21 protein-coding genes and 1 tRNA gene are annotated in these 16,172 nt (G+C 28.7%); 18 read left to right on the forward strand and 4 right to left on the reverse strand.

The features are described from left to right. Nucleotides 1-25 precede the first annotated feature (25 nt). From I6H46_RS04310 to I6H46_RS04320, 3 genes are read left to right on the forward strand one after another with little or no spacing between them, the layout of a single operon-like run. Nucleotides 26-1,549 (forward strand): ABC transporter ATP-binding protein, encoded by a 1,524-nt coding sequence (locus I6H46_RS04310; protein ID WP_019118253.1) that lies wholly within the window; start codon nt 26-28, stop codon nt 1,547-1,549. Further along, the gene (locus tag I6H46_RS04315; protein WP_019118252.1) at nt 1,542-2,660 is read left to right on the forward strand and encodes an ABC transporter permease; all 1,119 of its coding nucleotides are present in this window, start codon (nt 1,542-1,544) and stop codon (nt 2,658-2,660) included. Before I6H46_RS04310 ends, I6H46_RS04315 begins: the two co-directional genes overlap by 8 nt. Then, nucleotides 2,653-3,588 carry an ABC transporter permease gene (locus tag I6H46_RS04320; protein WP_019118251.1) on the forward strand — a complete coding sequence of 312 codons (936 nt, stop codon included), beginning with the start codon at nt 2,653-2,655 and terminating at the stop codon, nt 3,586-3,588. The genes I6H46_RS04315 and I6H46_RS04320 overlap by 8 nt, the downstream gene beginning before the upstream one ends. Nucleotides 3,589-3,994: 406 nt before the next feature. Here I6H46_RS04320 and I6H46_RS04325 read toward each other — a convergent pair. Further along, nucleotides 3,995-4,071 (reverse strand) — tRNA-Pro (locus I6H46_RS04325). 82 nt (nt 4,072-4,153) lie between these two features. After that, nucleotides 4,154-4,606, reverse strand: a complete 453-nt coding sequence (locus I6H46_RS04330) for a DUF523 domain-containing protein (RefSeq protein WP_019118250.1) — start codon at nt 4,604-4,606, stop codon at nt 4,154-4,156. Between the two features lie 43 nt (nt 4,607-4,649). Between I6H46_RS04330 and I6H46_RS04335 the strand changes: the two genes are divergently transcribed. The 12 genes from I6H46_RS04335 to I6H46_RS04390 all read left to right on the forward strand — a co-directional run bounded on the left by I6H46_RS04335 (nt 4,650) and on the right by I6H46_RS04390 (nt 12,388). Then, on the forward strand, nt 4,650-5,099 hold the full coding sequence (locus tag I6H46_RS04335; RefSeq protein WP_019118249.1) for a ribonuclease domain-containing protein: 450 nt from the start codon (nt 4,650-4,652) through the stop codon (nt 5,097-5,099). Then, nucleotides 5,100-5,354, forward strand: coding sequence for a barstar family protein (locus I6H46_RS04340; protein ID WP_019118248.1), 255 nt, complete (start codon nt 5,100-5,102; stop codon nt 5,352-5,354). A gap of 28 nt (nt 5,355-5,382) precedes the next feature. Further along, nucleotides 5,383-5,733 carry a hypothetical protein gene (locus tag I6H46_RS04345; protein ID WP_004838035.1) on the forward strand — a complete coding sequence of 117 codons (351 nt, stop codon included), beginning with the start codon at nt 5,383-5,385 and terminating at the stop codon, nt 5,731-5,733. After that, nucleotides 5,726-6,424, forward strand: a complete 699-nt coding sequence (locus I6H46_RS04350; RefSeq protein ID WP_019118247.1) for an ABC transporter ATP-binding protein — start codon at nt 5,726-5,728, stop codon at nt 6,422-6,424. The genes I6H46_RS04345 and I6H46_RS04350 overlap by 8 nt, the downstream gene beginning before the upstream one ends. Next, complete coding sequence (locus I6H46_RS04355; protein WP_019118246.1) at nt 6,421-7,209, forward strand: ABC transporter permease; 789 nt, start codon at nt 6,421-6,423, stop codon at nt 7,207-7,209. The genes I6H46_RS04350 and I6H46_RS04355 overlap by 4 nt, the downstream gene beginning before the upstream one ends. Before the next feature lie 9 nt (nt 7,210-7,218). Then, the gene (locus I6H46_RS04360; RefSeq protein ID WP_019118245.1) at nt 7,219-7,953 is read left to right on the forward strand and encodes a hypothetical protein; all 735 of its coding nucleotides are present in this window, start codon (nt 7,219-7,221) and stop codon (nt 7,951-7,953) included. A gap of 7 nt (nt 7,954-7,960) precedes the next feature. Continuing rightward, nucleotides 7,961-8,125 carry a hypothetical protein gene (locus I6H46_RS04365; protein ID WP_004838039.1) on the forward strand — a complete coding sequence of 55 codons (165 nt, stop codon included), beginning with the start codon at nt 7,961-7,963 and terminating at the stop codon, nt 8,123-8,125. A gap of 25 nt (nt 8,126-8,150) precedes the next feature. Next, nucleotides 8,151-8,888: an NAD-dependent protein deacylase gene (locus tag I6H46_RS04370; RefSeq protein ID WP_200226219.1), complete on the forward strand. Its 738-nt coding sequence runs from the start codon at nt 8,151-8,153 to the stop codon at nt 8,886-8,888. Nucleotides 8,889-8,890: 2 nt separating this feature from the next. Next, the gene (locus tag I6H46_RS04375) at nt 8,891-9,265 is read left to right on the forward strand and encodes a hypothetical protein (protein WP_004838041.1); all 375 of its coding nucleotides are present in this window, start codon (nt 8,891-8,893) and stop codon (nt 9,263-9,265) included. A 67-nt stretch (nt 9,266-9,332) separates the two neighbouring features. Further along, nucleotides 9,333-10,514, forward strand: coding sequence for a coenzyme F420-0:L-glutamate ligase (locus tag I6H46_RS04380; protein WP_019118244.1), 1,182 nt, complete (start codon nt 9,333-9,335; stop codon nt 10,512-10,514). Nucleotides 10,515-10,570: 56 nt separating this feature from the next. Then, the gene (locus I6H46_RS04385; RefSeq protein WP_019118243.1) at nt 10,571-11,545 is read left to right on the forward strand and encodes a YitT family protein; all 975 of its coding nucleotides are present in this window, start codon (nt 10,571-10,573) and stop codon (nt 11,543-11,545) included. Nucleotides 11,546-11,557: 12 nt separating this feature from the next. Next, complete coding sequence (locus I6H46_RS04390) at nt 11,558-12,388, forward strand: glycosyltransferase family 8 protein (protein WP_019118242.1); 831 nt, start codon at nt 11,558-11,560, stop codon at nt 12,386-12,388. 32 nt (nt 12,389-12,420) lie between these two features. Here the strand turns inward: I6H46_RS04390 and I6H46_RS04395 are convergent, their stop codons facing one another. Together I6H46_RS04395 and rd are read right to left on the reverse strand one after the other, a co-directional pair. Continuing rightward, entirely contained in the window at nt 12,421-13,017 is a 597-nt protein-coding gene (locus tag I6H46_RS04395; RefSeq protein ID WP_019118241.1) for a TVP38/TMEM64 family protein, read from the reverse strand. 61 nt (nt 13,018-13,078) lie between these two features. Continuing rightward, the gene (gene rd, locus I6H46_RS04400; protein ID WP_004814307.1) at nt 13,079-13,237 is read right to left on the reverse strand and encodes a rubredoxin; all 159 of its coding nucleotides are present in this window, start codon (nt 13,235-13,237) and stop codon (nt 13,079-13,081) included. A 135-nt stretch (nt 13,238-13,372) separates the two neighbouring features. Here rd and I6H46_RS04405 point away from each other — a divergent pair, with 135 nt between their 5' ends. The 3 genes from I6H46_RS04405 to I6H46_RS04415 all read left to right on the forward strand — a co-directional run bounded on the left by I6H46_RS04405 (nt 13,373) and on the right by I6H46_RS04415 (nt 16,167). Further along, complete coding sequence (locus I6H46_RS04405; protein ID WP_019118240.1) at nt 13,373-13,771, forward strand: ATP-binding protein; 399 nt, start codon at nt 13,373-13,375, stop codon at nt 13,769-13,771. Nucleotides 13,772-13,889: 118 nt separating this feature from the next. After that, nucleotides 13,890-15,716 carry a translational GTPase TypA gene (gene typA / locus I6H46_RS04410; protein ID WP_019118239.1) on the forward strand — a complete coding sequence of 609 codons (1,827 nt, stop codon included), beginning with the start codon at nt 13,890-13,892 and terminating at the stop codon, nt 15,714-15,716. A gap of 10 nt (nt 15,717-15,726) precedes the next feature. Beyond that, the gene (locus I6H46_RS04415; protein WP_004838049.1) at nt 15,727-16,167 is read left to right on the forward strand and encodes a hypothetical protein; all 441 of its coding nucleotides are present in this window, start codon (nt 15,727-15,729) and stop codon (nt 16,165-16,167) included. The last annotated feature ends 5 nt before the right edge of the window (nt 16,168-16,172 follow it).

Consider the following 16,172-nt stretch of genomic DNA (forward strand, 5'->3'; position numbering starts at 1 on the left):
AATTCTAAATTAATAGTGAGGTATTATGGATAAGTATTTAAATGAAAGCCCAGTTGTTTCATTGAAAAATATTCATAAAAGCTTTGGCGACAAGAAAGTTTTAAAAGGCGTAGATTTTGACCTTCACAAATGTGAAGTACACGCTCTGCTTGGAGAAAATGGAGCTGGTAAAACTACTCTTATGAATATTTTATATGGAATGTTTCCTCAAACTGAAGGAAACATTTACATAAAAGGCGAAGAAATTATAAATAATTCACCAAAAAAAGCAATTAGCATGGGCATAGGAATGGTTCACCAACATTTTATGCTGATAGAACCATTTACAGTTACAGAAAATATAATATTAGGTTATGAAGGAAAAAATTCTTTCATTGATAGAGCTAAGGCAAAAAAAGAAGTTGTTAAATTAAGCCAAGAATATGGACTTATTATAGATCCGGACAGCAAAGTTGCGGATATATCTGTTGGACAACAACAAAGAGTTGAAATTTTAAAAGCTTTATATCATGGAGCAGATATTTTGATTTTTGATGAGCCAACAGCAGTTTTAACTCCTCAAGAAATAAATGAATTTATAGAAATAGTTGAAAAATTAACTGAACTTGGAAAATCAGTTATAATAATTACCCACAAATTAAAAGAAATTAAAGCTATGGCAGATACTTGTACCATAATTAGAAGGGGAGAATACATCGACAAAGTTAATGTAAAAGATGTAAGTGAGGCTGATCTTGCTGAAAAAATGGTAGGCCGTGATGTAAGCTTTAATGTAAAAAAAGAAAAAATTGACCTTGGAGAAGAAATATTTAAGATAGAAGATCTTTGGGTTAAGGACAACAGAAAAGTTGACAAGGTAAAAGGCTTAAATCTTTCGATAAGAAAAGGAGAAATTCTAGGAATTGCAGGAGTTGATGGAAACGGTCAAACAGAATTAATAGATGCAATTTCTGGAATGAGAAAAGCTCAAAAAGGCAAAGTTATTTTAAAAGGAGAAGATATTACAAATAAAGCTCCTAGAAATATAATTGACCTTGGCATGAACCAAATTCCAGAAGATAGACAAAAAAGAGGTCTGGTTTTAGAATATCCAATTAAAGATAATTTGATTTTGGAGAATATAGATAAAGACTTTTCAAAAAATGGAATTTTGGATTTCAAAAAAATAGAAGAAAATGCAAACAATTTGATTGATAAATTTGATATAAGACCAAATGATATAAACGAAAAAGCAGGAAGTCTTTCAGGCGGAAACCAACAAAAAGTAATTATCGCAAGAGAGATTACAAATGATCCGGATTTATTAATAGCTGCTCAACCAACAAGAGGACTTGACGTTGGAGCAATAGAATTTATCCATCAATATTTAGTAGAGCTTAGAAATCAAGGCAAGGCAGTTTTATTAATAAGTTTTCAATTAGATGAAGTAATGGATTTATCTGATAGAATTTGCGTAATTTATGATGGACAAATTGTAGGAGAGCTTGATCCAAAAGAAACTGATGAATACGAAGTAGGAAGATTAATGGCAGGAGGAGATCATGAATAAGAAAGCAAAAACAAAAAGAAAAAATTCTTTTTCAAATTCAAAATTATTATTTACTCTTGTATCAATAATCTTGGGACTTTTGGTAGGAGCTATAGTTCTTTCTCTTACAGGTTATAATCCAATAGAAGCTTATGGAAAATTAATAGAAGGAATTTTTAAATCCCCAAGAAATATCGGCTGGGCTCTTGTAAATTCAACTCCAATTATTCTTACAGGTCTCGGTGTATGTTTTGCTTTTCAAACAGGACTTTTTAATATGGGAGCAGAGGGACAATTTATAATTGGTTCAACTGTAGGATTTTTGATGGGCTACTTACTAAAACTTCCACCAGTAATCCATGTTATTGTTACAATAATTGTTGCACTTTTGGCAGGATTTTTGTATGGAGGACTTGCAGGATTTATAAAAGCAAAATTTGGAATTCACGAAGTAATTTCTACTATAATGCTTAACTGGGTAGCATTTTATTTTCAAAATTTTATAGTTTATCGCTATCAAAAACCAAATTCTATGGGAACATTTGATATAAATGATTCAGCAAAAGTTACTCTAGTTACAAACGCTAGCCAAAAATTTGATGGATTTTTTGGAAAATTTTTTAGAGCACCAATTCATTTAGGAATAATTCTTGCTATTGTTAGCGTAATTATTATTTGGTTTATTCTTGAAAAAACAAGTCTTGGTTATAAATTAAAAGCCGTAGGATTAAACAGAGAAGCAAGTGAGTACGGTGGAATTGATGCAAATAAAAAAATAATCCAATCAATGGCAATTTCTGGATGTTTGTGTTCGCTTGCAGGCGTAACTCAAGTAATGGGTTACACTTATTCACTTCCTTTATTATCAGCTATGGAAAATTTTGGATTTGATGGACTTGCAGTTTCACTTTTGGCATCTAACAATCCAATAGGATGTATTTTCTCAGGATTATTTTTGGGATCATTAAAATACGCAGGAAGTAATTTACAAAGAACAATGGGAGTTCCTAGTGAATTAATTTCTATAATTATAGGAACAATAATTTTATTTACAGCTATTCCTTTAATATTTAGAATTATAAAAGCAAAAGTAAACAAAAAGAAAAATAGAAAGGCGGGAAATAATGCTTAATTTGACAGTTTTAGGATTAATAATTGGAAATACACTTTCAAATGCTACACCAGTATTATTGACTGGCCTTGGTGGAATGATTTCAGAAAAATCTGGAGTAGTAAATATTGGACTTGAAGGAATGATGACAATAGGTGCTTTAGTAGCAGCGACAGTAGGATATTATGTAGGAAATCCATGGTTAGGATTTTTGGCGGGCGGTCTTGCTGGAATGTTTTTTGGACTAATCCATGCACTTGTTTCAGTTACATTTGCAGGAGATCAAACAATTTCAGGTATTGCTATAAATACATTAGCGCCAGGTTTGGCTTTGTTTTTAGCAAGATTATTTTTTGATGGCGCAACTCAAACACCATCAATTGCTTTGGAAAATAAAATTCCTAGATTATTTGACGGTTTGATTACAAATCAAGCCTTAAAAAATATATTTTCTCAATATGCAACAGTTTATATTGCTTTAATATCTGTAATTTTGCTTTATGTATTTTTATATAAAACAAAATGGGGACTAAGGTTAATTGCAGTTGGGGAGCATCCAAAAGCAGCTGAAACTTTAGATATTTCAGTAGGAAAAATTAGGTATCTTGCAGTAATGTTTTCAGGATTTATGGGAGGACTTGGAGGAGCTTCTATGTCACTTGCAGTAGTAAGTGTATTTTCTCCAACCTTAATTGCAGGCCAAGGATACATTGCACTCGTTTGTGTAATATTTGGAAATTGGAAACCACAAGGAGTTTTGATAGGTTCATTATTTTTTGGATTAACCCAAGCTATAGCAACTTATTTAACAGGAACAACCATAAGCCTTCCAATGGAATTTATTTCAATGATTCCATACATTTCAATTTTGATTTTCTTAATTTTATTTAATAAAAAATCAAATGCACCAAAAGCAAGTGGTAAGCCATATTTGACAGAAGATATTTAAAAATAACAGAATATAAAAATAACCCATATCGATCGCAAAATCAAAAGAGAACTCATAGATAGATTTAATAAATGAGATCTCTCCACAAGGTCGAGATGGGTTATTTTTTTTATTATTAATTACTGAAGAAAAAGTAGAATGTTTCTTAAATTTTATTTTAAAAATTTATGTAAATCAAAAAAGATAAAATTTAAAAACTTTAGCAATAAAATAAAGAGTTCCATAACCCATCTCTACCGATTATAAAGAGAGGAGAGATCTCTTTTATGGGTTAAATTTTTATTTTGCTTATTGCTAAAGAATTTATTTTTAAAAATAGGCATAAAAAAAGCACCGCTCGGTGCAATTTTAAAAGGGAAAATTTACGTATTACAACTAAAAAAGCAAGCTTTTGCTTGCAAAAAAATGGTCGGGGTGAAAGGATTCGAACCTTCGGCCTCATGGTCCCAAACCACGCGCGCTACCAAGCTGCGCCACACCCCGATGTCCTAACGACAATATATAATATACCAGCTTTAAAAATATTTGTCAAATATTTTTTTGGAAATTTTTTAAAATTTTAAGATTAGCTAATTTTAGCTTTTAGGTAAGAATAAAATTCTTCAATTTCTTTTTCGCTGAAAATAATTATATCATTTTTCTTTAAAATTTGGCAAGTTATTCCATCGCCTTTTATTAAATTTTTATTAAAATTTCCATCATAAATCAAATCTTTTCCGCAAGATGGAGATTTTGCTTTTAAAAGGGCGATTTTTATATTATTTTTCTTACAAATTTCTAGGGCGATTTGTCCGCCTTTTTTGAAATTTTTCGTAAAATCTACTCCATCAACATTTATAACTTTAGTATTTTTTATTTCACATGGCTTTCTTGGTGTTTTCATTCCTGAATCTACTTCTGGGCATACATCTATAAAATTTATTTGTGGAAATTTTTCTTTTAAATTTTTTATTTCGTTATTTTTTCCGTCATAGCGACAATTTATTCCCAAAAGACATCTTGATATTAATACATTCATATTTTTATCCTTTCTGATATAATTATAGCAAAGGAGTAATTAAATGAAAATTAAAAACTTTTTTTATAAATTTATTTTAAGTTTTTTTCTTATTTTTGCTTTTACTGGATGTGTAAAGCATGAAAATATTAATTCTAATGAAGAAGTTGAATGTACAAGTCTTCTTGAAGATAAGGCTTATTATAAAAAAGATGATGTGGTTGATTATATTAAAGCTTATAAAAAACTTCCTCCAAATTTTTTGACAAAAAAAGAGGCGAAAAAACTTGGTTGGATTCCTAAAAAGGGAAATTTATGGGAAGTTACTGATAAGGGAGTAATTGGCGGAGATTATTTTGGAAATTTTGAAAATAAACTTCCAGAAGCTAATTACAAGGAATGTGATGTAAATTATTTTGGTGGAAGACGTGGTGGCGAAAGACTTATTTATGATGAGGATTTTAATATTTTTTACACCAAAGACCATTACAAAAGTTTTACCAAGGAGAATTAGATGATTTGTTTGGATGGAAATAAATTTAAGTCAAGGGATGAGGCCTTTTCTTATTTGAATGAAAAAATTGATTTTGAATATGAAGTAAATAATCTTGATGGGCTTTTTGATGAACTTTCTATGCTTGATGAGAAAATTGTTATTAAAAATTATCCTCTTATTTATAAAAATTTGAATGATTATGGGGAAAAATTTTTGTCTTGTTTTATGAAGGCAAGTCTTTGTTTTGATTTGGAAATTGATTTTCTATCATAGATTAATATAGTAAAGAAAAGGAGCTAATATGGAAGATAGGTCAGTAAATAATGAAATTAGAAACTTTGTTGCCAAAAATATTATAAATAATTTTCTAAAAAATGGGGATAAGTTTTATGATAAGGAATTTCTTATTAATAAATTTAGGGTAAATCCTTCTTATGTGGATAAAACTTACCAAAGACTTTTGGATGAGGATTTGATTGAGGCGAAAAGTGATTATTATTATATGAAAATTGATGAAAACAAAAGAAATGCCCTAATTGTGGAATTTGCAAATGGATATTTGAATGAATTTTTGAAAAATATGAATTCAATAGGAATTACAAATGAGGGAGTTTATGATTTTGTATCTTTGAGGATGAATGCTAATGGATAATATATTAGAAATAAAAAATTTGAAAAAAACTTATGGCAAAAAAAATGTGCTTGATGGGATTGATTTAAAACTTGAAAGAGGGAAAATTTTGGGACTTATGGGTCCAAATGGTTCAGGAAAAACTACTCTTTTAAAATGTATTATGGGCCTTATCAAGCCTAATGATGGAGAAATTTTAATTGATGGGAAAAAAGTAGGAGTTGAAACTAAAAAAATCATCTCTTATTTGCCTGATGCCTACCATCTTTATGACAATTTGACAATTGAGGATACGGTAAATCTTTACAAGGATTTTTATGATGATTTTAATATGAGAGTTTGCAAGGAACTTTTTGATTTTATGAAAATTCCAAAGGAAGGTTATTCTGATAAATTGTCAAAGGGAATGAAAGAAAGACTTCTTTTGGCTTTGACTCTTTCTCGTGATACAAAATTATATATTTTGGATGAGCCAATCGAAGGAGTTGATCCTATTGCAAAGGATATGATTTTATCTGCAATTATAAAAACTGTAGATATTGGTAGGACAATTATTATTACAACCCATCAAATTGGAGATTTGGAAAATCTTTTTGATAGGGCTGCCTTTATCCAAAGAGGACAAATTCTTTTGGAAGAAGACGCCGAAGATTTGAGAGATAAATATAAAAAGCAAATGGTAGATTTGTATAAGGAAATTTTTGTAATATGATTAGATTTTTGAAATATGAATTAAAAAGGTCAAGGGGATTTTTTCTTTTGATGGCATTATTTGCCATACTTTCTCAAGGTCTTGTTGGAATATTTTATAAATTAAATAGCTTTGAGTTGGAAAATAAAAACACTTCATTTTTTATTCTCCTTATAGCTCTTGCCCTTATAATTTTGTCAGTTTGTTTGATATTTTTTACCATTAGATACAAAAGAGATATTTTTGACAAGTCATCTTACATAACTTTTACCATAAATATTTCTGTAGCTAAGATTATTTTTGCAAAATTTTTGGCAAGTCTTGTGATAGGCTTTTTAAGCCTTGTAGTTTTTGTTGGATCTTTAATTATAAGCTCAAAATTTTTGGGGATTTATGATGATTTAATAAATATATCTATAAAGGTTCTTATGGTATATATTTTTGTTTTAGAAATCTATTATTCAATTGCCTATCTTCTTTTGGTTTTTGGAATAACCCTTTCAAAAGTACAAATTTTTAGAAGATATTATTCATTTGTATCAGTGGTTTTGTCCATTGTTTTATTTACAATAATAGTTTGGCTTTTAAGAAATATTTACACAATAAGTCCTGTGATTTTAAGATTTAAAGACTTTGCCATCCAAAGGATAATAAATATAAATGGAGTAGATATTTCCATGCTTTACAATGGAGTTGACGGAAAAGTTTTGGGAATAAATATTTGGATGTTGACATTTTCTATTTTGATAATAGCAGTTACATTTTTTTACAATGTATTTTTGATAGAAGAGAAGATTGATTTTTAGGAGATTATTATGAGAAAATATTTAAAGTATGATGCAAAATCGAATATGAAATTTTTCATCTCAACAATTGCAAGTTTTGTAATTCTTTTAATCTCAATGATGTCAATCAAAACAATTGGAGCATTTTCAAGAACACTAGAAATAAATTCAGCCATAAATTCAATAGAAATAATTGTAGTTGTAGTTTTTATCCTAACAATTTCCTATTTTATTATAAATAGTTTTTACAAAGACCTTTACACAAACAGGTCAATACTTACATTTTCCTTGCCAATAAGCGCAAGAGAATTTATTTTGGCAAAACTAATAGTAATAAATATTTTCTATTGGCTTTTGGTGTTTTTGTCAGTGTTTTTATTCTATATAGTAGGAACATATTTAAATACAAAAATACTTTTATCTTTGGTCTTTATAATGATTTTGATAAATATAAGTGCTCTTTTAGTATTTTTATATATGCAAATGGATAGGTATTTGTTTAAAAGAAAAATTTCAGTATTTTTAATTTTTATAATGACAACAGCCATACTTGCTCTTTCATTTTTCATAAATAAAAATTTCTTGCTTTTACACAATAAGATTATTTTAAAAGATTATAATTATATGGCTTTTGTTTATTCATATATAAAATACAAGGGAGAATCATATATAAATTTGACAGGATTTATTTATTATATTTTGATATTTCTAGGATTATTTTGGATAAATGCAAAAATATTAAGAAAAGATTTAGACTTATCGTGAGGACTTTATGAATAAAAATATGTATATAGGAATTGTAGGAGGAGTAATTATTTCAATAATTTTAAATAATGCCTACAATTTTCCAAACAAAGAAATGGTTGCAGTAGTCTGTGCAGTAATAGGCGCATTTTTTGGAGCAAGCATTGATAATAAATTTAAAAAATCTAAGTAGGGTATAGTCATAGTAAGGAGATATTATGGATAATAAAATTAATGAAGTTAAAAAAATCATAAAAGAATCAAATAATATTGTATTTTTTGGAGGAGCAGGAGTATCAACAGCATCTGGCGTTCCAGATTTTAGATCTGCAACTGGACTTTATAATAGAGAAAATAATTCATCATATTCGCCTGAATATATGCTTAGCCATGAATTTTTTGTAAATCATCCTGATGAATTTATGGAATACGCAAAAGAAAATTTGATGATTGAAGGAATAAAACCAAATGATTGTCATCTTGCTTTAACAAAACTTGAAAAAGAAGGGAAATTAAAGGGAATTATTACCCAAAATATAGATTCTCTCCACCAAGAAGCAAAAAGCAAAAATGTTATAGAGCTTCACGGAAATTTGAGAGATTATTATTGCACATCTTGCGGTAAAAATTTTGATTTATCTTATGTAAAAAAATTTAAAAATGTAGTTAAGTGTGATGAGTGTGGCTCAGTTGTTAGACCTGATATTGTTTTGTATGGAGAAAGTTTGAACAATGATAACATTAGCTATGCGGTAAAATTAATTAGCGAAGCAGATGTATTAATTGTCGGTGGAACAAGTTTAGTTGTTTATCCTGCGGCAGGTTTGATAGATTTTTATAGGGGAAACAAACTTGTAGTAATTAATCAAGATCCTACCCCAAAAGATAATAAAGCAGATTATCTTTTAAAAGGAGATATATCAAAAATAATGAAAGAATTAGTAGAAGGTGTTTAATTTTGAAAAAAAGACATGGAATTGATGAGCTATCTATAGGACTTGTGTGGTTTGCAATTGGCTTAATGCTTATAAATTATTTTTTAAAAATTAATTTTTTACAAGCAATGCCACTTGTGATAGTTTTTTATGCTATATTTAGGACTATATCAACAAACGAAATAAAAAGAAACAGCGAAAATTATATTTTTAAATTAAAATTTTTAAATCCTATTCAAAAAAAATATAGGAGTATTAAAAGGAAAATATTTGGAGATAAAAAATATAAGTATATTAAATGCAAATCATGCGGACAAGAATTACGTATTCCTAAAGGCAAAGGAAAAATAATCGTAAAATGCCCAAAATGCAAGACCAAACAAAAAGTAAAATCATAAAAAAAATAAAAATTTTATCTTTATTTTTTAAAAAAATTAATGTATAATACGTGAGGAAGGAGCATGTATGGATAGATTAATAGGAACAGTATCAATGGGTGTTAGGACACCTATTATTGAGACAGGAGATAACTTAGTAGATATTGTGTTTGATAGCGTAAACAAGGCTGTCGAATCAAAAAATATCGAAATAAATGATAAGGATGTAGTTTGCATTACAGAATCCCTTGTAGCAAGAGCTCAAGGAAACTACGCAACTTGTGAACAAATTGCTAAAGATATAAATGATAAATTTAAATCTGACGAAATAGCAATATTGTTTCCAATTTTAAGTAGAAATAGATTTTCAATAATGCTAAAAGCTTTTGCTTTGAGTGGAAAAAAACTTCACATTTGCTTATCTTATCCACAAGATGAGGTAGGAAACTACATTATGGACAGAATGGATTTATTTGAAAGTGATGTAAATCCTTATTCAGATATTTTGTCAGAAGAAGAATTTAGAAAACTTGCAGGAGATTATAAACATCAATTTACTGGAGTTGATTATATTTCTCTTTATAAAGAAATGGCAAAAAACAGCGAAGTACATTTCTTCAACAATCCAAAAGATGTACTAAAATTTACAAAAAGTGTTTTGGTTTGTGAAATTCACAATAGAGATTTAACTAAAAAACTTCTAGAAAAATCTGGTGCTGAAGAAATTTATGGTCTAGATGAAATAATGACAAAATCAGTTGATGGCTCAGGATATAATGAAGATTACGGTTTACTTGGCTCAAATCTTTCAACAGAAGATGTTGTAAAATTATTCCCAAGAGATGGCCAAAGTTTTGTAGATGAACTTCAAGAAAAATTTATTGAAAAATATAATAAAGAAGTTGAAGTGATGATCTACGGAGATGGAGCATTCAAAGATCCGGTTGGAAAAATTTGGGAGCTTGCAGATCCAGTTGTATCTCCAGCTTATACAAAAGGACTTTCTGGAACACCAAATGAATTGAAAATAAAATATATAGCTGATACAGAATTAAAAGACTTATCAATAGATGAAAGAACTGCAAAAATGAGAGAAAGAATTTCACAAAAAGCAGCTGATTTAAAAGGAACAAATGAAACCTTAGGAACAACTCCTAGACAAATCACAGATCTTTTAGGCTCACTTTGCGATTTGACATCAGGCTCAGGCGATAAGGGAACTCCTGTTGTTCTTATACAAGGATATTTTGATAATTATTCGAATGACTAAAAAAAAGCCGTTAGGCTTTTTTTTTTTAAAGTTGGAGGATAAAAAAATAAACAAAAATGAATGAAAATATAGATCCTAATAATTATTCCGACAAGGAAAAAATTAAACATATTCTTGATAGAAATGCTGCAATAAAAATACTTAGAAAAGATAGAAAAAAAGATAAATTTGCCCACAAGCCCTTGAGTGAAAAAAAGAAATTTTTACTTATGAGCTTTGCTGCCATACTTATGGCAAATGGAACACATTTTTTTAAATATCCAAATCATTTTGTAATAGGAGGAGTAGAGGGGGCATCCATACTGCTTTCAAATAGTCTTGCCTTATCTCCTGCCTTTATGACTTTGATTTTAAATGTTACTTTGTTAGTTTTGGCGTATTTTATTTTGGGTAAAAATTTTGTTTTAAAGACTGGCTATGTATCCATATTAAATTCCTTAACGGCCCTTGCTCTAAGCAAAGTCTTACCTCACACAACGCCATTTACTGATAATAAATTATTAGAATTATTTTGTGCAGTTTTAATACCAGCTCTTGGCTCATCAATTTTATTTAATTTATCAGCATCAAGTGGTGGTACAGATATAATCGCTATGATTATAAATAAATACACAAATTTAAATATTGGAAAATCACTTTTGATGGGAGATTCTATTCTAACAATTTTATCAATCAAAATATTTGGAGTAGAAATTGGACTTTTATCTTGCCTAGGTCTTTTGATGAAAGGCGTTGTAGTAAATCAATTTATATCATCATTTAATACAGCAAAACTATTTTTGATTATTACATCCAAGCAAGAAGAAATAAGTGTATTTATTAGAGATAAATTAAATAGGTCGGCTACAGTTTTGGATGGAACAGGACTTTATTATAAAAAAGACCAATCAGTGTTTTTGTGTGTAACAAATGATTACGAGGCCGTTTTATTTAGAAAATATATAAAAGAAATTGACCCACGCTGTTTTATAACAGTCTTAGATACATCATCAATAATAGGCAAGGGTTTTTATACGACAGACCTTCAATAGAAAGGGAAAACTATGAATATATTGGTTTCATGTGATGAAAATTATTTAAATCCTCTAAAAACTATGCTATATTCATTATTTAAAAGTAATGATACAAATTTTGAAATTTATTTGATTCATAAAGATATAAGAGATGAAAAAATAAAAGAAATTGAAAAATTTGTAATAAAAGCAAGCTCAAAAAGGGCAAAATTAAATCCGATAAAAGTTAAAAATCTTTTTTTAAATGCAAAAACAACTTTTTATTACACAGAAGAAATGTATTATAGGCTTTTGGCTTATAAATATTTGCCAGAAAATTTAGATAGAATTTTATACCTAGATCCAGATGTTTTAGTTTTAAATTCTTGCGAAAAACTTTACAATATGGATTTAAGAGATAATTATTTTGCAGCAGCAACTCATACTATTCCAACGGTTCAATCTGCGAATGTAGCAAGGCTATCTATTTCATCAGGACATAAAGATATAGAAAATTATTTTAATTCAGGAATTTTGATGATAAATTTAAAACTTGCAAGAAATAGTCAAAGCTATGAAAAAGAAGTTTTAAATTATGTAAAAAATACCAAATCTTTGGGGCTTATAATGCCAGATCAAGATCTTTTGAATGTAGTTTTTAGAAATAAAATAATAAAAATTGACGAAATAAAATATAATTATGATGCAAGAAGATACTTGGCTTACAAATTGAAGGATAAAAAATATAATTTGTCCTACATAATTTCAAATACATGCTTTTTGCATTTTTGTGGAAAAAGAAAACCTTGGTTAGAAGAAAATAATCTAGGCGTATTTACATCGCTTTATTTATATTTTTGGAAAAAAGCAATGAATATATAAAAAACTCCTAATTTTTTTGATTAGGAGTTTTTTTATGCTAAAAATAATTTTAAATGATACATTAAATATGCTATAATCACAATTTCAATAAATTTAGCCACAAACATTATTTTTAAATAATCTTCAAATTTTAATTTTTTAAATCCTGCAACCATTGATAAGGCGTTGTCAGGAGCAAAGGGCATGGCGCTTGTTAGAAACAAAACTTTTTTAAATCTTTTTGTGCTTTGTCTTGTTGCACTTTCGTATTTTTTAAGGCTTTTTTTTGGCAAAAATAAATTCAAAAATCTTTTACCATAAATTCTAGTTAAAGTGTAATTTAAAACAGCAGTCATAAGACCTGTTATGTAATTTAAAAATAAACCAAATTTTTGACCGAACAAGGCAAAGCCTATTACTATAAAAATCGTCGTTGGAATAAAAGGAACAAATCCAATCAAAACTTTTAGAATTATAAATATTAGAGGGGCAAGATAAGTAAAAGCTCCAATATAATCGTATAATTTATCCGAATTTGTAAGTATTCCCAATTTGTACAATCTATAAAGAAAGGTCAAAAATAAAATAGAAAGTCCAAGGCTTATAAAGATTTTAATTTCTTTGCTATGTTTTTTTAAAAAATATTTCATAAAAAAATCATGAATACGAATTTATAAAAAAGAGAGGCGATTGCCTCCCTTTTAAAAAATCTTATTCTTGTTCTTCGAACATATCCTTGCCAACTCCGCAAACTGGGCATACCCAATCTTCTGGAAGGTCTTTGAATTCTGTTCCTGCATCGATTCCGTTATCTGGATCTCCATTAGCAGGATCATAGATATATCCACAAGCTGTACATACGTATTTCATAATATTCTCCTTTCATTTGTTATACATACATTATACTACAAAAACAAAAAAAGCAATAATTTTGACTTTTTAGACAAAAATTAACAAAAAATTTTTATTTGGGTATAAATTTATTAGTAAGAGATGAGGGGTAAGATGGAACTTATTAGAAACACAATGCCTACTGACTTAAAAATGATAAAAAAATTTAGGGATGGGCTTGTTTTAAATTTAAAAAATAAAAATATAGATGAAAATTTAATTTTTAAAATAAGATTGATCTTGGATGAACTTATAATAAATTCCTACGAGCATGGAAATAGGTGTGAGTATGATAAAATTATTGACACAACTTTTATTATGGATGATACTTGCTGTTTGATAAAAGTAAAAGATGAGGGAGAAGGAATAGATTATCTTTTTGAAAATGATGGACTCCATGATCACGGCAGGGGAATTAAACTTGTTTATAGTTTAGCAGATGAGCTTATTATTAAAGATAATATTATAATCGCTTTTGTAAAAAGAGATTCCAAGAGAAAATTATATATATAATACTTGGTAAGTTTTTTTTATCAAGTATTTTTTTTGTTATTTATTGATAATCTTATCACATATGATATAATAAATTGATGAATAAATAGTTTATATTAGTTAAGAAAGAAGTGATTTAATGAAACGTGAAGATATAAGAAATGTGGCGATAATCGCCCATGTTGATCATGGTAAGACAACTCTTGTTGATGGTCTTTTAAAAACTAGCGGAATTTTTAGAGAAAATCAACAAGTTGATGAAAGAGTTATGGATTCAAATTCTATTGAAAGAGAAAGAGGAATTACAATTCTTTCAAAAAATACTGCGATCAATTATAAGGGAATAAAAATAAATATAATTGACACTCCAGGACACGCCGATTTTGGTGGAGAGGTTGAGAGAGTTTTAAATATGGCTGAAGCTGTAGTTTTGGTTGTAGATAGTCGTGAAGGTCCAATGCCTCAAACAAAATTTGTTTTGAGAAAGGCAATCGAATTAAATCTTCCTGCAATTATTTGTATAAATAAGGTTGATAGACCTGACCAAAGAGTTGAAGAAGTAATGGATGAAGTTTTGGATTTATTTATTTCCCTTGAAGCTGATGAATCATATCTTGATTCTCCATTTGTTTTTGCATCAGCCAAAGAAGGTTGGGCAAGTTTAGAATTTGGTGAAGTAAAAAATGATATGACAGATCTTTTGGATACAATAATTGATTACACACCAGCTTTTGAAGCTAAAGAAAATGCTCCATTTAAAGTTTTGGTTTCAACGACAGACTATGACAATTACCTTGGAAGAATTGCAATTGGAAAAGTTGAAAGTGGACAAATAAATAAAAATGATTCTTGCATAATTGTAAATTACAACGACAAGGATAGAAAAGTAAAATCAAAAATTGTTACAATTTATGAATTTGAAGGACTACAAAGAAGTGAAGTTGAAAAAGCAGATTTCGGTTCAATTGTTGCCTTATCGGGAATGGAAGATATAAATATAGGAGATACAATTTGTACAGAAAATGATATGGAGCCAATAGAATTTACAAAAATTTCTGAGCCAACACTTTCAATGACATTTTCTGTAAATAATTCACCATTTGCAGGACGTGATGGAGATTATGTAACAAGTAGGCATATTAGAGATAGGTTATTTAAAGAAAAAGAAACGGACGTATCACTTAGAGTTGAAACAACAGATTCAACAGAAGCATTTAAGGTTTCTGGAAGAGGAGAGCTTCATCTTTCAGTTTTGATAGAAAATTTAAGAAGAGAAGGATATGAATTCCAAGTTTCAAAACCTGAAGTTATGTTTAAAAAAGATGAAAATGGAAAAATACTTGAGCCAATGGAGCTTGCAACAATTGATGTTGACCAAGAATACACAGGTTCAATAATAGAAAAATTAGGTCTTCGTAAAGGAGAGCTAATGGATATGGCTCCAAATTCATCAGGATACACAAGAATGGTATTTAAAATTCCTGCAAGAGGACTTATAGGTTATAGGCAAGAATTTTTAACAGATACAAAAGGAACTGGAATTTTAAATACAGAATTTGATTCTTACGAAAGATATAAGGGAGATATTGCAAAAAGACAAGCAGGTTCACTTATTTCTTTTGAAACAGGAGTAGCAACTACTTATGGACTTCACGCTGCCCAATCAAGAGGACAACTTTTTGTAAAACCTCAAGATGAAGTTTATGAGGGAGAAGTCATAGGTTCAAATGCAAAAGGAATTGACATCGACGTAAATGTCTGCAAAAAGAAAAAACAAACCAACGTCAGAGCATCAGCAGCTGATGAAGCCCTTGTTTTATCTCCTGCAAAAATTATGAGCGTTGAAGAGATGATGGAATTTGTGGAAGAAGATGAATTAATCGAAATTACTCCACACAATTTAAGAATTAGAAAAAAAATCTTAGATAATAATTTAAGATATAAATCAAAAAAATATAGTAAGTAAGGAGCTAAAGATGAAAAAGAGATTTGAAAGATTTCTTTCAAGTACTCTGCTTTTATCAGTATTAGTGGTTTTAGTATCAAATTTAATCCTAATTCTTACAAAAATTAACCCACAAGTAGTAAATAATGTTTGGAGTATCTCCTTCATTATTTCTTGGGTTATAATGCTTATTTATCCTCTTTATATATTAATGGAAAAAGAAACAAGAGGCTATTCAATTTTTGTAGCAATAATAAGCATTATAGTTTTTGCAATCCTAAGCTACCACGCCCTACTTGTGGTAAGCAACTATACACCATTATTACCAAAATACATAGCAGTAGATGAAAGAATATCAAGTTATTGGCAAGAGTTGTTTTATAGTGGACTAATAATTATTTATATAGTTCATCTTTTGAATGTAATACTTTTGAACAGATTAAGGTCTAAAGAAATAAAAAATAATGATTAACGGAG

Origin of the sequence: Anaerococcus obesiensis, from assembly GCF_016599815.1 — a bacterium.
Classification (GTDB): domain Bacteria; phylum Bacillota; class Clostridia; order Tissierellales; family Peptoniphilaceae; genus Anaerococcus; species Anaerococcus vaginalis.

Bases quoted from the DNA above. Each gene is read 5' to 3' on its own strand.
- I6H46_RS04310 (WP_019118253.1), top strand. From the start codon at position 26: ATGGATAAGTATTTAAATGAAAGCCCAGTTGTTTCATTGAAAAATATT.
- I6H46_RS04330 (WP_019118250.1), bottom strand. From the start codon at position 4,606: ATGAATGTATTAATATCAAGATGTCTTTTGGGAATAAATTGTCGCTAT.
- I6H46_RS04315 (WP_019118252.1), top strand. From the start codon at position 1,542: ATGAATAAGAAAGCAAAAACAAAAAGAAAAAATTCTTTTTCAAATTCA.
- I6H46_RS04340 (WP_019118248.1), top strand. From the start codon at position 5,100: ATGATTTGTTTGGATGGAAATAAATTTAAGTCAAGGGATGAGGCCTTT.
- I6H46_RS04385 (WP_019118243.1), top strand. From the start codon at position 10,571: ATGAATGAAAATATAGATCCTAATAATTATTCCGACAAGGAAAAAATT.
- rd (WP_004814307.1), bottom strand. From the start codon at position 13,237: ATGAAATACGTATGTACAGCTTGTGGATATATCTATGATCCTGCTAAT.
- I6H46_RS04415 (WP_004838049.1), top strand. From the start codon at position 15,727: ATGAAAAAGAGATTTGAAAGATTTCTTTCAAGTACTCTGCTTTTATCA.
- I6H46_RS04395 (WP_019118241.1), bottom strand. From the start codon at position 13,017: ATGAAATATTTTTTAAAAAAACATAGCAAAGAAATTAAAATCTTTATA.
- typA (WP_019118239.1), top strand. From the start codon at position 13,890: ATGAAACGTGAAGATATAAGAAATGTGGCGATAATCGCCCATGTTGAT.
- I6H46_RS04380 (WP_019118244.1), top strand. From the start codon at position 9,333: ATGGATAGATTAATAGGAACAGTATCAATGGGTGTTAGGACACCTATT.
- I6H46_RS04365 (WP_004838039.1), top strand. From the start codon at position 7,961: ATGAATAAAAATATGTATATAGGAATTGTAGGAGGAGTAATTATTTCA.
- I6H46_RS04360 (WP_019118245.1), top strand. From the start codon at position 7,219: ATGAGAAAATATTTAAAGTATGATGCAAAATCGAATATGAAATTTTTC.
- I6H46_RS04345 (WP_004838035.1), top strand. From the start codon at position 5,383: ATGGAAGATAGGTCAGTAAATAATGAAATTAGAAACTTTGTTGCCAAA.
- I6H46_RS04370 (WP_200226219.1), top strand. From the start codon at position 8,151: ATGGATAATAAAATTAATGAAGTTAAAAAAATCATAAAAGAATCAAAT.
- I6H46_RS04350 (WP_019118247.1), top strand. From the start codon at position 5,726: ATGGATAATATATTAGAAATAAAAAATTTGAAAAAAACTTATGGCAAA.
- I6H46_RS04390 (WP_019118242.1), top strand. From the start codon at position 11,558: ATGAATATATTGGTTTCATGTGATGAAAATTATTTAAATCCTCTAAAA.
- I6H46_RS04320 (WP_019118251.1), top strand. From the start codon at position 2,653: ATGCTTAATTTGACAGTTTTAGGATTAATAATTGGAAATACACTTTCA.
- I6H46_RS04405 (WP_019118240.1), top strand. From the start codon at position 13,373: ATGGAACTTATTAGAAACACAATGCCTACTGACTTAAAAATGATAAAA.
- I6H46_RS04355 (WP_019118246.1), top strand. From the start codon at position 6,421: ATGATTAGATTTTTGAAATATGAATTAAAAAGGTCAAGGGGATTTTTT.
- I6H46_RS04335 (WP_019118249.1), top strand. From the start codon at position 4,650: ATGAAAATTAAAAACTTTTTTTATAAATTTATTTTAAGTTTTTTTCTT.